This is a genomic window from Aminipila butyrica (assembly GCF_010669305.1).
In the GTDB taxonomy this organism is placed as follows: Bacteria; Bacillota; Clostridia; order Peptostreptococcales; family Anaerovoracaceae; genus Aminipila; species Aminipila butyrica.
In genome coordinates this window covers 981,670-994,602 of the sequence record NZ_CP048649.1, presented here as the reverse complement: position 1 = coordinate 994,602, position 12,933 = coordinate 981,670, and the positions used below count along the sequence as shown (strand labels likewise).

The following is a 12,933-nucleotide window of genomic DNA, read 5'->3' as shown; positions in this document are numbered from 1 at the left end:
TCTGAAAATAGAAACCGCAGTATAGAGTACCAGTCCTTTACTGCGGTTTTATTCTTCATAAGCGCTTCCTGCCTAATTCGCTATTTTTTCTTGATTTTCTTTCTCCTGCTCCGCGATGCTGTTCAGATGTTCTTCAAAGCCTTTCGGGGGCTTTACAAACCAAATCGCCATGGCGGCTACCACGAACAACACCGTCAGAACGGTCATGTTCGGCATAAAAGACTCATATTTAGAGAGCAGCCAAGAACCAATCGCTACCCCGATGGCCGCGCCTCCAGGTCCGGCGGCGTTAATAAACCCTCCCAGTCTGCCGGTGATTGTGTCGGGATAGTTTCTTGCGATAAATCCGACGACATTAGGATTAACAAAGGAGGAAAAGAAAATCACAATAATCGGCACCAACACTAACCAGGTCCCGCTGTCAGCAGACAGGTGTCTCACATAGAGCATCCCCGCCGCAGAAATTAGCAGACCAGCCGTAATCAGCGCCTTAAAATTGCCCTTAAATATCTTCGTAGTAATGAATGGTGTCAACAGGGTTCCTGCCATCATTGCATACGAGCCAAAGGCAAGCTTACTTCCGGCATCCAAGGGATCAAGTCCCAGTCCCATCGGCACGGGAGAGGCGTAAAACGGCGAGGCAATGTTCAGCCACGCCTGCTGGCACCAGGAATCCAGAAACATCATAATCAGCAGCATCCAGAAGGTGCTTCCCAGCAACGCCTTGGTGAGATCACTGGATTTGCCACCAGTCTTATTTAGATTTGGCTTTTCTTCCCGTGCAGGAGGCTGAGGTCCGAAAAAGACGATGAAGGCAAAAATCATCGCGATAATAGGAATGAGCGCATCATACATCAGTGCCGTCTGCCAGTTACCTCCTGCCGCTCTCAGCATCAGCGGCGAGAAAACCAGACCGATGGCAATCCCAGTGGATACCGAAAACCCTTGAAATGCTGCTACCAGAGTCCGCTCTTCATAAGGAAACCGCTGCGCCGAAAAGGCAATAATTTGTGCCATGATTGGGCCGGTGCCCATGCCATGCAGAATACGGCAAACCAGCAGTCCATGTATGGTCCCACCAATGAGCGGAACCAGGATGCAGCCAAGAATAATAATGGCGAGACTGATAATCCATATTTTTACAGGTCCCAGCTTATCAATAAGAAATCCCCCCAGAAAGGCAAAGATGCATACGCAAATCTGAAACGTCAGCATCGTTACCGCTGTAGTAACTCCGGGGTCCCAGTTTTGAGCCGCAAATATGGTTGGAATTAAAGGGGCCGGAGCAATCAGTATGGATGAGGTGGATGCCGTCACGATGACCATGGCAAACAGGGCAAACCATCGAAACCTTGGATACTGTAGATTTTCTGTTGTTTCAGCCATTGTTTTCATTTCCTTTCATATTAAAAAATAAGCGATACGTTCTCGATCTCACAGACTATTGGAATTCATCGGAATCCATATAATCTACCGCATTATACCCTGCCATTCTCCCGCTGTTGACGGCAAAGCCCATGGTGTTTCCAGGCATCAGGAAACAGTAGCTGTCCCCGAAGATATTGCAGGCGTCCGTACCACAGGAATACAATCCGGGAATTTTCACTCCATCGGCTTTCAGCACTTCCAGCTTATCGTTGGTTTTAACTCCGCCTAAGCTTCCATAACCGGCCGGAAAATGTCTGGCCCCATACAGCTTACCGCCTTTCAATGGCTTGAGGTATTTATGTTTTTTAAAGAAGAAGAGGTCTTCTGACGTGCAGGCTTCATTGTACTCTGCGATGGTTTTTTTCAGGTTTTCACCGTTTATGCCCATCTTCTCCGCCAATTCTTCCAAAGAATCAGCAGCAAAAAGATTGATCTGCGCCTTCTGGGCCTCATTGTGGAGCATGCTCAAGCCGCTTGCTTCTGCCGCTTCACCGTTGAGATAAGTGCTCAATTCCTTATCCCAGCTATCTATGTTTTTAATGTTGTGGTGGACAGTTATATAGTCCAGCCCTGTCTTTCTATATGTATTGAGAATACTGTCATCAATAATGGTGAAGGCCATGCGTTGACGTTGTAAGGCAACTGCATTTCCTGTATATACGGTGTTATTCATAATCTCTTCATTGATGAACCGCAAGCCGTCCAGATTGACCATCAGGTTGGGCTGGCGCATGGTTTCACTCAATGTTTTAAATACGTCAGTAACCCCAGGCGTAGTATAGGTCAACTCCATAACAGGCTGAGTCTTTGCTGCGCCTGCTTCCCACAACATGTTCAGGCCCTCGCCTTCCACGCCGGGAATCCGGAAAGAATGCAGGTCTTTCCCCCAGTCAAAACCGAGATAGTCTTGAATCATTTTCGGATTATCTCCAAAACCACCGGTAGCAACAACGACGGCATTGCACTCTGCAACAGATTTGACGCCGGCTGCATCAACAAATTCCACCCCGCTTACAGCACCATTTTCTGTCTGTATCTTTGTTGCCTTTGTCTGGTAGCAAATCTGCACTCCCAGTTCTTCCGCTCTTTCCGTCAGGGCCCGATACAAATTGGAGGCGGCTCTTTCAGCCGGAGCATTGCTTCCTGCGGTTTTTACCACGTGCCAGGTCTGCGTGGATTTTTCAAAGTATTTATATGCCCCCAGAAATTCTACCCCCATGCTTTCCGCCCAGTCGATGGTGCTCGCCGTCTGCTCAATATACTTCCTAACCAGACGAGCGTCTACGCGCCAATGGGTGTAATTCATCAGCAGATTAAAGGCGTCCTCTTTGCTGAAATCGACCATCTGTGCTTTTTGATACTTGGATTCAACTGCAAAGAACCCCATGCCCATGTTTGCCGCACCTCCGGTAGTAGAACCCTTTTCCAGCAGAATAACGCTGGCCTGCTTCTCCGCCGCCGCAACTGCTGCGGTTATACCGGATGCCCCACCCCCAATCACAATAACATCCGCTTCCATTTTTGTTGTACTCATGTTGGCCTCCTCAAATTATTTCTCTCTGCATTAAAATAACTATTCTCTCCGTCTTCGCCGCCTCCGGATTGCACCGTCCCCGACATCGACCTCGCCGAAGCTTCCTACCGGCACAGGCTCCGCCGGTACTTTTGGCGGGAATCCCGCAACGGAGCTTTTTTTGACTGCTCCTTTCGGGCATACCTCGATACACTTTCCGCATTTATCACAAATCCCTGTGTCGATGATGTGGATGAATCCCTTTTCTCCAGCGATAGCACGAAGAGGACAGACCCTTATACAGTTTTCGCAGCCGTTGCACAACTCCGGTGCGATATAAAGGGTATAGGAAGGCTTGCAGATGAGGTTAGTGCATCTTCTCCTGCGGAGATGCCGATCCCATTCCTCCGAATACTGATCCATCAATACCAGGCAGTGAGCCGCCGCGTAGGAGGACATGTCACAGCCTGCGTTTTCGCTGATTAAGCCCAGCAGTTCTCGAATCAGCGCCCCCTCGTCCCCTTCTATTTCGCCCTTTGCAACAGCACCGATGAGGGCTGAAACCTGCCACGTGCCCTCTCTGCAAAAAACATCTTTACCGCAGGACTCTCTCCTGACCTGATCCATCAGCTGCCTGGAATATTCGACAACACAAGCCGATCTGTCATCGAAGTCAACATCATTCCATTCACAAAGTGCGGAGCTTCCGGCTTCACAAATTTTCCCCCTCATCCTTCGGCCTCCTTTACCTGCTTGTAATGGGCATCCCCCCAGAATTTTACTTGCTGAATTTGCAATCTTAAATCACATTGCAGGCATCTGGCAGACTCTTGCTGGGCATCTCGGCAACTGCCGAAAACATTTCTTCGTTCCAGCTGAGCGAACCCTTCTATCACCCCGATCTGCGGATTGGCCCCTTCTCTGTCATAAAGGATTTCCTCAATATTGCCGTCACCGCCCAAATATCGGTCCACACTCCTGGCAGCATTCCTGCCGGAAGCAATGGCCTCTACCACAGATCTGGTCCCCGTCACCACATCTCCCGCTGCGTAGACTCCGGCTTCACTTGTTTGAAGGGCAGCATCAGTTTTCAAGAAGCTGCCTTTCAAAAGCTCCAGGCCAAAGCCTTCATCCAATTCCGTCTGCTGACCTGTAGCAAAAATCAAGCTGTCCGTTTTCAAAGAAGTTTCTGATCCCGAAACCAGTTCCAGCTCCAAGCCTTTTTCAGCAAAGCGAAAGCTTTCAACCTCTTTTAAGTGCAAGGATGCCACCTTTCCGTTTTTCTCTTCTATGCTTTCTAGTGTCTTCTTGTTCAGTATTGCTACCCCCAGGTCCAGAGCCGCTGCCACTTCCTCTTTATCAGCCAGCATCTCCTCCCTAGCCTCCAGACAGACTACATTCACATGGGCGATTCCCTCTTTCTTAGCTGTCAGCGCGCAGTCAAAGGCTACATTGCCTCCGCCATAGACCGTAACGGTATTTCCCAGCTCTGGAAAGGGCCCTTTCATCGCCAGCCTCAAAAAATCCACAGCAGTATACCCGTTGGCCCACGGCTTGTCATACCCAGGAGGACGCTTGCCTTTCTGTGCTCCGACAGCGATTACAATAGCATCGTACCCCTTGTCTTTCAGTTCATTTACCGATTCAATATTCGTACCAGTCCTCACGTCAATTCCAGCTTCTTTTAGAATCTCAACTTCGTTATCGACGATTTCCTGTGGTAATCTATATTTGGGAATTCCATAAGACAGCATCCCCCCCGCCAGAGGTTGTCTTTCAAAAACAGTCACAGCATGCCCCTTTTTTGCCAGATAAAATGCCGCCGTCATACCTGCCGGTCCACCCCCTACCACCGCTGCTTGTTTGCCAGTTGGCGGATTATGAAAGGCTCGTTTCTTCCAGCTCTGGGTCTCATCATGCTCTACTGCAAATTTCTTAATTTCTCGTATGGAGACCGCCCCGTTCAGTCTTCCCCTCTTGCAGCCCCCCTCACAGGGGTGGGTGCAAATGTAGCCCAGGGAATGGGGAAAGGTAAGCTTTTCTCGAAATACGGAAACCGATTCCGAATATTTGCCTTCTTCCGCCAGTCTCACATAAGTCGGGATATCCGTGTGGGCCGGACATTTGTCTTTACAGGCTACCAGGGCAAGCTGCCTTGGGGAATCCTTGGAGAAAACCCCTTGGGCATCCATGATGGAACCAGTAGGGCAAACCTCGACACAAGCCCCGCAGAAGCGGCAGTCCGTTTTGGCAAGAGGGACATCGTCCTTCGTGCCCACATAGGTCTCTCCCTCTTTTTTATTGTATTGCAGCACCCCAACCCCGCGAAGTTCCTGACAAGCCCGAATACAGCGTCCGCATTGAATACAGCGAAACATCTCTTTTTGAATCAAGGGGTCAGAAGTACCAATCCGGTTATGCTCTTTATGGATTTCCTTCATGCGAGAATGGGCGACGCCCATGTACTGCATCAGTGCCTGGAGCTCACAGTTGAGATACGCGGCACAGGAGGTGCAGTCTTTCGGATGGCTGGCCAAGATCAGCTCCAGCGCAACCTGGCGAAGATGCTTTACCTGTTCTGTGGCGGTATAAATCTTCATGCCTTCCTCTGCACACGTCTCACAGGATTGAACGACACCTGACCGCCCTTCAATTTCCACGGCACAAAGTTTGCAGTTGCCCTGAGGTGACAGATCCGGGTGATAGCAGAGATGCGGGATATAGATTCCCGCATGTAATGCTGCCTGCAAAATACTCTGCCCTTCTATGGCTTCAATCTGGTAGCCATCGATATTCACTTTTATTCTTTTCATAATGAATCCTTCATTTACGATTCAGAAGACTTTGATGCCTGAAACGCCTTGGGAACTTCTAAAAAAGCTACCGCTATCCCCGCCACGAAGATAATGCCTGCCATGATGACCATAGGTATGTAGTAAGCTCCCGTAACATGAAGTACGGCCGAGCCCACAAGCAGTCCAATTACAGCTCCGACGATGGCCATTCCCGATGCAATTCCACCGATTCTTCCGGCCACGCTGTGAGGATAATGTTTGGCAATGAAGCCCATAATTGTGGGATTAACAAAGGAAGAGAAGAAGAGCATCAATGCAGGAAGGAGAATGAGCAGTACCCCGCTCTGAGCAGTCATGAACCGCATACAAAGCATAAAGACTGCGGATAAGGTACAGGCAATGAATAGCGGAATCCTTGGCTTACCTTTGAATAGTTTCTCGACAACAACCGGCGCAATCAGTCCACCCAGCATGGAGGCATATCCTGCCCACATCAGCTTGCTGCCTGCACCCATAGGTCCAAGTCCCAATCCAACCGGAGGCTGTACCGAGTAAAATCCAGGGGCCATATCGTTAAAGGCTTGCTGATACCAGGTATCCAGAATCGCCAGAGCAAATAATATAAAGGTCGTTGCCGTTGACAAAGCAATTTTAAAATCAACCTTGTACGTATCTCGTTGTTCCTTTACAGAAACAGGGGTCACCACGGGAGGTTTTGGTCCAAAGTAAAGAATCGCAGCAAACACCAGACTAACTGCACAAGGAGCTGCCGACCAAGAAAGTGCCGTATGCCAATTATTGGTGATATTCAGCATAGCCGGGGTATACACAAGACCCAAAGAAAGGCCGACCCAAACTGCAAACCCTTGTGCTGCCGCCACATAGCTTCGCTCTTTATAGGCAAACCATTCCTGGCAAACAGCTGCAATAACAGCGGTAATAGGCCCATTGGCCAAACCTTGCAGCATACGTGTAAGCGTATACCCGGTGGGGGTATAGCTCGTTACGCTCATCAACAGCGAGGCAATCAGCAATACCGACAGGGAGATGATCCAAACCCGCACAAAGCCAATCTTGTCGATAATAAACCCACTTAAAAGGCAAGAGGTCGCTGCTGCCAGCATATACACCATCATGGACATGGCTGTTGTTTCCCCGAGACTGGTTCCAAAAGTTGCTGCAACTTCGCCTACCAGCGGAGCTGCACCGATGTTTGCACTGTGACCGGAGGCTGTGATGACAATCATGGATAGCAGCACAAACCACCTGTACTTTGGATAAATAATTTCCGCCATTGAATACTCTCCTTTTCTTTTTTAACGCAAAGATTTCAGATATAGTGTTAAGACGAATCCGACAAGACTCATGGCTGCTACCGTCAAGAAGGCCAGATTGTATCCATTTCCCATGGCCTTTGTGGCAGCCGCCAGCTGAGGTCCAATCACACCGGCGAAGCCATAAGCTACATATAGAAAGCTGTAATTCACAGCTAAGTTTTTGATACCGAAATTGTCGGCGCAAATCGGCGAAAACATGGAAGTAAAGCCTCCATAGCAGGAGCTGATTGCAAACAAGGCAACTACGAACACCGTTCCTTCCGCCCTGGTGAGCAACAACATCGAACTTCCTATGACAGCAAAGAGCAGAAGCATCACCGGATATCTCCCCAGTCTGTCTGAAATAAACCCAAAGCCAAGACGCCCCAAAGCATTAAAAATAGAGATAATACCGATGATGACAGCAGCCTTTTCCGGCGTAAAGCTCTGAATCTCCTGGAGTATCGTCGAAGCATGGCCCATAATCATCAAGCCTGCGGTAGTTCCCAGAGTCAGCGCAAGGACAATGATATAATACCTGGGGGTTTTCATCATTTCTTTCCAAGTATAATCCCTTCCTGCCGGCAGATCTGCCCCCTGCGTCTTATTCTTGCTCTCCGGCCTAAAATTCTCCGGCACCTCCCCAATCAGGAAGCTGGTAGGAATCATGACCACTGCAAAAATCAAGGCGAAAAGCCCAAATACCTGCAAGGCACCATGTTTTCCAATAAACGCCGCGGCCATAGGCGCCCAGAGGATAGACCCGCCCCCATAGGCGCAGGCCAGCATCCCGGCTGCCATTCCGGTCTTATCTGGAAAGAGACTACCGCTGTACGCCATGAGGCAGGGATACAGCATGCTGATTCCAGTTCCTACAACAACCCCGTAAATAATATATAAATACCCAATGGAGCTTGTAAACATAGTAGCAATCAAGCCTGCTACATAAATAGCGATGCCGATGCGAAGATACGTTTTCACTCCCCAGATTTTCTGATATTTTCCTAAAAATACAGGGGCCATGGTGGAGACCAAAATTTGTATGGTAAAAGTCAGGGAAATAGCTTGAAGATTCCATTGGAAATGTTCCATCAAAGGCTTCTGAAAAACACTCCAGGTATACCCGATGCCAGCGCAAAGAGCCATTATCATGGCAGCCACCATATGCTGCCATCTTCTTTGTTCAAAATTCATCTGTCGTCCCCCGCTATCTCTTCTCAAGATGTTGGGGCACAATCAGCCTTGCTCCGGTTTTCTCCCGGATCTCTTCCAGAGTGACTCCCTCTTCGATTTCTTTCAACACCAGGCCTTCTTTTGCCACTTCAATGACACAAAGGTCTGTCACAATCTTTGTCACCACCCCCGCTCCGGTTAACGGCAGGCTGCACCGCTCCAGGATTTTATGCTTTCCGCCTTTGGCAGTGTGTTCCATGGCGATAATTACCTCCCTGGCTCCATTAACCAGATCCATGGCTCCGCCCATGCCCACGATGACACCAGGTCTGCTCCAGTTTGCCAGATTGCCTTTTTCATCCACCTCCAGTGCACCCAGCACGGTGGCGGTCAGATGGCCGCCCCGAACGATGGCAAAGCTTGTGGCGCTGTCAAAGGCTGCCGCCCCCGGATAGGCCGTGAGAAACTGCGCTCCCGCTCCGGTGAGATATTCGTTTTCTTTTCCTTTTTCCGGTGCCGGGCCGTATCCGATCAAGCCGTTCTCCGTATGGAGCCATACACCGTCTTCTATGTAATTCCCAACCATGGTCGGAATGCCGATACCCAGGTTTACAACATCCCCTGGCTTAAAGAAGCTGGCAACCTTACGGGCAATTTTTTCTTTTACTTCTGCCATACTGCTATTCCTCCCCATTCCAAATCATTGAGACAAAGACGCCGGGTGTATGTATTTCATCCATATCCAGAGCCCCTGCCGGAACGATTTCATCTGCTTCAACGATAACAGTCTTTGCTGCCATGGCAACAAGGGGATTGAAGTTTCGCTGAGTTCCCTTATAAACCAGATTGCCCATGACGTCGGCCTTGTGGGCTTTTACAAGGGCAATTTCTGCCGTTAGAGGAGTTTCAAGCAAATAGGTCTGGCCGTTAACCTCCACTTTTTGTTTTCCCTCTTCAATAATGGTGCCCATTCCTGTGGTAACCAGCACCCCGCCCAATCCAGCACCGCCGCAGCGGATTCTTTCCGCTAAAGTTCCCTGCGGAGAAAGCTCCAGCTCCATTTTTCCTGCCAAAACAGATTCGCCCAGTTCCGGATTCATGCCCACGTGAGATGCCGTGATTTTCTTTGCCTGACCGCTTCGGATAAACCGTCCCACCGTCAGGTCTGGATCTCCCGAATCGTTGGAAATAATGTACATTCCCTGCACACCGGATTCCACCGCCATATCAATAAGCTTCGCCGCACTTCCCCGGTTGGCGAAGCCACCGCACATAATAGTCATATTATCATGAAACAGCTTCATAATCTCGCTTCGTCCTACTAATTTGTTCATATTTCCTCCGTCATTCTCTTTCAATCAGAGCCGAAACGCCCTGTCCGCCGCCAATGCAGAAAGTAATCAGCCCCCGTTCCAGATCTCTTCGCTTCAATTCATATACCATCTTTGCCACAAGGATTGCCCCCGTCCCACCCAGGGGATGGCCCAAGGCAATGGCGCCGCCATTTACATTCAACTTAGACACGTCGAGGTCTAACCCATTGATGCAGGCAATCGATTGAGCTGCAAAGGCTTCATTCATTTCAATCAAATCGATATCCTTCAAGGTCATCCCTTTCTTTTGAAGCAGCTTCTGCGTTGCTTCTACCGGGCCATATCCCATATACTTCGGATCGAGCCCTGCAACAGCAAAGCCTGAAAATTTTCCTAGAATCGGCAGTCCCAGGGACTTGGCTTTTTCTTTTTCCATGAGCACTGCGGCACCTCCGCCGTCACTCATGGGTGAGCTGTTTCCCGCCGTAACAACTCCATCCTTTTTAAAAACTGGCGGAAGCTTTCCCAGAGTTTCTATGCTGCAGTCACTGCGAATGGATTCATCCCGATCTATGATGGCGGTTTTGCCCTTTCCCACAGGAGTTTCCACCGGCACAAGCTGTTCTTTAAAATACCCGGCCTCCGTTGCCACCTGTGCTTTTCTATGGCTTTCCACTGAAAAAGCATCACATTCCGCCCTGCTGATTCCATATTTCTCAGCAATATTTTCCGCCGTCATGCCCATGCTGATGCAGTCCTCTGCCGCATACGCCGATTTGATATCCGCCCACTGAGGCGGCACCACCTGATAGGCTGTGGTTGGCTTTTCCATGACATAACTTCTCCTAGAATCACTTTCCACACCAGCGGACACCAGAACATCCGCGTGTCCGCCTTCAATCATCATGGAAGCCAGGCCGAAAGTGGTTAAAGAAGAACCGCATTGGCGGTCCATCATCACTGCTGGTACAGAATAAGGCAGCCCCGCTCCCAATGCCGCCACTCTGGCAATATTGGCATACTCATTGGCCATTAAATTTCCAAAAAAAACATCTTCTATTTCACTAGGATCAATTTGCGCCCGTCTCACGGCCTCCTTGATCGCCAGAGCGCCCAAATCTGCCGCCGGCACACCTGCCAAGGTACCTCTTGCTCTGCCCACCGGAGTACGAACCGCTGATACGATTACTGCTTCTCTCATGTCATTTCCCTTCTTTTTATGTATGTTCATATATGAATATTGAGTCTTCAAGCTGCATTGCCGCTTACTTTCGATTTCAGTTTACCTATTTATGAAACTATTGTCTAACGCAAAGCAGACATTTCAGTAACCCATTTTACGCATTAAAACAGAAGGTCCGCTCTTGGTTGACCTTCGCTATGAAAAAATGCTATTATGAAATAAATCGCTATTAACATGATGTAATTTAATAATGGTGGGGGCGTATTATGGAAATTCGGAATTTAGAAGCCTTTCTCCTTCTTGCGAGAAGCCTTAACTTCACAAAATCCGCGGAGCAGATGTTCCTTTCCCAGTCCGCGTTTAGTCGCCAGATTATTCGTCTAGAAGAAGAAATGGGCTGCCAACTATTCAGACGAACAAAGCGAAACGTGGAGCTTACAACTCATGGGAAGCAGTTTCTGGAACATGCGGAAATCATCGTTTCAGAGTACAACAAAAGCCTTGTCAATCTGAAAGACTCCATAAAAAAGAATGGCCTGTTGAGGCTTGGTCTTCTCAATGACCTGGTAGATGAAACATTTCCTAAAATTATCAGAGATTTCGTCGGCAGCAACCCAGAATTAGATGTTATTTACAGTGATAACAGCATGTCTTCCCTCATTAATAATCTGCTGCGGGATGAAATTGACTGTGCTTACACCTTGTCTCACGACGCCAAAAACGTCCCCGGGATTTCTTCCTATACGGTATGGTCTGAATCTGTATATATTGCCGTATCCTGCAACCATCCTCTGGCAGAAAAAACGTCCTTAAAAATCAAAGATTTAGCCGGAGCTCCCTTTGTCATCCCCACACCGGATACGTATAATCTGGGGGTGCTACATATGACCTATCTCTGCAAAAATGCTGGCTTCGTACCTAATGTGGCCGCTATGGTCTCCGACGTCAACAGCCTCATGATGCTGGTTAGCAGCGATGTGGGCATCGCCTTTACCGCACGTACAGCGAAGAACACTTCCCTGCCGGGGGTAAAATTCCTCCCAGTGGAAAAAGAAGAATTCGCCCCTTTGGAAACAGATATCACGATTCTCTGGAAAACGGAGAATCCCAATCCCGCCATCAAAAACTTTTTGAAATCAGCGGAAAATATAGTAAACAGTCAAGAAAGTGAAAAGGAGCTGCTTTGATGCAGCCCTTTTTTCATACCTGTTTATTTTATACCAAGCTTCACCCGGATCTCCTCACCGTTAAGTGCCGGAATTCCAAGAATTTGACGAGCTTCAGCCGCTGTTGCCGGCTGATTTCCGTAGGCTTTCACCGCAGCAACTGCACGTTCCACGAGCATTTTATTTGTTGCCATGACTTTGTTTCCGTTCTCATCTTTGCCAAAGATTACATTGTCTTCCAGACCAACTCGCAGATGACCGCCTAAAGCCAAGGTGGCAAACAGGATAGGCAGATGTCCCGCACCAACGCCAAACGCAGACCAGGTAGAACCCTGGGGCAGAAGATTCTTTAAATAAACCAAGTTTTCAACCGTGGCGGGCATTGCCCCAAGCACTCCAAGGCACAACTGATAATGATTAGCCGGGGGAAGATGGCCCTTTTTTACATAATAATTGGTCACCCCCAACATTCCAGAGTCAAAGATCTCAATCTCCGGCTTGATACCACGTTCCAAATAAACATCTCCCAGCTCTTGAAGAAACTGCGGGGTGTTCATAAAAACGCCGCCGGGCATCCAGTTAAAGGAACCGGCATCGTAGGAGCCCATTTCAATGCCCGAAAGTTCCCGATGGTGCTCCATCCGCTTTGCATTTCCGGCCGCATCCCCTCCTGACACCCGATTGTCACCGGAAGAGGTACAGTTAATGATTACGTCACAATCCCGGTGCTCACGAATCAGGCGAATCGTTTGACGGAATTTTTCTTTATCCATTACGCCAACTCCCTGGTCGTCCCTCATATGTAGATGCACAACCGCAGCACCCAACTTCCATGCTTCATAGGCATCTGCCGCAATCTGCTCCGGGGTTTCCGGGATATTATAACCGGCAGGGGTAACCGCTCCGGTCAGTGCTGCTGTAATAATTGTTTTTGCCATAGTTCCTGTTCTCCTTTATCTTTATTACTTAAAAGCTTGCATTCTAAGCCTTTCTTCGCTTCTGTTTTAATAGTAACAATAAAGAACGTTGAAATCTAACGCAAAAAA

At 48.8% G+C, this 12,933-nt stretch carries 11 protein-coding genes; 1 reads left to right on the top strand and 10 read right to left on the bottom strand.

Going from position 1 to position 12,933, the window contains the following annotated elements:
* Positions 1-72: 72 nt before the first annotated feature.
* The 9 genes from Ami103574_RS04955 to Ami103574_RS04915 are packed head-to-tail and all read right to left on the bottom strand — an operon-like array spanning position 73 to position 10,739.
* Positions 73-1,386 carry an MFS transporter gene (locus Ami103574_RS04955; protein WP_163065573.1) on the bottom strand — a complete coding sequence of 438 codons (1,314 nt, stop codon included), beginning with the start codon at positions 1,384-1,386 and terminating at the stop codon, positions 73-75.
* A gap of 55 nt (positions 1,387-1,441) precedes the next feature.
* Entirely contained in the window at positions 1,442-2,962 is a 1,521-nt protein-coding gene (locus Ami103574_RS04950) for an FAD-dependent oxidoreductase (protein WP_163065572.1), read from the bottom strand.
* A 39-nt stretch (positions 2,963-3,001) separates the two neighbouring features.
* Positions 3,002-3,673 carry a 4Fe-4S binding protein gene (locus tag Ami103574_RS04945; RefSeq protein ID WP_163065571.1) on the bottom strand — a complete coding sequence of 224 codons (672 nt, stop codon included), beginning with the start codon at positions 3,671-3,673 and terminating at the stop codon, positions 3,002-3,004.
* The gene (locus Ami103574_RS04940) at positions 3,670-5,754 is read right to left on the bottom strand and encodes an FAD-dependent oxidoreductase (RefSeq protein ID WP_163065570.1); all 2,085 of its coding nucleotides are present in this window, start codon (positions 5,752-5,754) and stop codon (positions 3,670-3,672) included. Before Ami103574_RS04940 ends, Ami103574_RS04945 begins: the two co-directional genes overlap by 4 nt.
* Before the next feature lie 14 nt (positions 5,755-5,768).
* The gene (locus Ami103574_RS04935; protein WP_163065569.1) at positions 5,769-7,031 is read right to left on the bottom strand and encodes an MFS transporter; all 1,263 of its coding nucleotides are present in this window, start codon (positions 7,029-7,031) and stop codon (positions 5,769-5,771) included.
* Between the two features lie 21 nt (positions 7,032-7,052).
* Positions 7,053-8,246, bottom strand: coding sequence for an L-lactate MFS transporter (locus tag Ami103574_RS04930; RefSeq protein WP_163065568.1), 1,194 nt, complete (start codon positions 8,244-8,246; stop codon positions 7,053-7,055).
* A 13-nt stretch (positions 8,247-8,259) separates the two neighbouring features.
* Positions 8,260-8,901 carry a 3-oxoacid CoA-transferase subunit B gene (locus Ami103574_RS04925; RefSeq protein WP_281350939.1) on the bottom strand — a complete coding sequence of 214 codons (642 nt, stop codon included), beginning with the start codon at positions 8,899-8,901 and terminating at the stop codon, positions 8,260-8,262.
* Between the two features lie 4 nt (positions 8,902-8,905).
* Entirely contained in the window at positions 8,906-9,559 is a 654-nt protein-coding gene (locus Ami103574_RS04920; RefSeq protein WP_163065566.1) for a CoA transferase subunit A, read from the bottom strand.
* A gap of 10 nt (positions 9,560-9,569) precedes the next feature.
* The gene (locus Ami103574_RS04915; protein WP_163065565.1) at positions 9,570-10,739 is read right to left on the bottom strand and encodes a thiolase family protein; all 1,170 of its coding nucleotides are present in this window, start codon (positions 10,737-10,739) and stop codon (positions 9,570-9,572) included.
* A 248-nt stretch (positions 10,740-10,987) separates the two neighbouring features.
* Here Ami103574_RS04915 and Ami103574_RS04910 point away from each other — a divergent pair, with 248 nt between their 5' ends.
* Positions 10,988-11,908, top strand: coding sequence for a LysR family transcriptional regulator (locus Ami103574_RS04910; protein WP_163065564.1), 921 nt, complete (start codon positions 10,988-10,990; stop codon positions 11,906-11,908).
* A gap of 23 nt (positions 11,909-11,931) precedes the next feature.
* Here the strand turns inward: Ami103574_RS04910 and Ami103574_RS04905 are convergent, their stop codons facing one another.
* Positions 11,932-12,825, bottom strand: a complete 894-nt coding sequence (locus tag Ami103574_RS04905; RefSeq protein ID WP_163065563.1) for a BKACE family enzyme — start codon at positions 12,823-12,825, stop codon at positions 11,932-11,934.
* Positions 12,826-12,933: the final 108 nt, after the last annotated feature.

What these genes read in the sequence shown, in the direction of transcription:
- Ami103574_RS04910 (WP_163065564.1), top strand. Translation starts at nt 10,988, where the DNA reads ATGGAAATTCGGAATTTAGAAGCCTTTCTCCTTCTTGCGAGAAGCCTT.
- Ami103574_RS04930 (WP_163065568.1), bottom strand. Translation starts at nt 8,246, where the DNA reads ATGAATTTTGAACAAAGAAGATGGCAGCATATGGTGGCTGCCATGATA.
- Ami103574_RS04905 (WP_163065563.1), bottom strand. Translation starts at nt 12,825, where the DNA reads ATGGCAAAAACAATTATTACAGCAGCACTGACCGGAGCGGTTACCCCT.
- Ami103574_RS04940 (WP_163065570.1), bottom strand. Translation starts at nt 5,754, where the DNA reads ATGAAAAGAATAAAAGTGAATATCGATGGCTACCAGATTGAAGCCATA.
- Ami103574_RS04955 (WP_163065573.1), bottom strand. Translation starts at nt 1,386, where the DNA reads ATGGCTGAAACAACAGAAAATCTACAGTATCCAAGGTTTCGATGGTTT.
- Ami103574_RS04945 (WP_163065571.1), bottom strand. Translation starts at nt 3,673, where the DNA reads ATGAGGGGGAAAATTTGTGAAGCCGGAAGCTCCGCACTTTGTGAATGG.
- Ami103574_RS04920 (WP_163065566.1), bottom strand. Translation starts at nt 9,559, where the DNA reads ATGAACAAATTAGTAGGACGAAGCGAGATTATGAAGCTGTTTCATGAT.
- Ami103574_RS04915 (WP_163065565.1), bottom strand. Translation starts at nt 10,739, where the DNA reads ATGAGAGAAGCAGTAATCGTATCAGCGGTTCGTACTCCGGTGGGCAGA.
- Ami103574_RS04935 (WP_163065569.1), bottom strand. Translation starts at nt 7,031, where the DNA reads ATGGCGGAAATTATTTATCCAAAGTACAGGTGGTTTGTGCTGCTATCC.
- Ami103574_RS04950 (WP_163065572.1), bottom strand. Translation starts at nt 2,962, where the DNA reads ATGAGTACAACAAAAATGGAAGCGGATGTTATTGTGATTGGGGGTGGG.
- Ami103574_RS04925 (WP_281350939.1), bottom strand. Translation starts at nt 8,901, where the DNA reads ATGGCAGAAGTAAAAGAAAAAATTGCCCGTAAGGTTGCCAGCTTCTTT.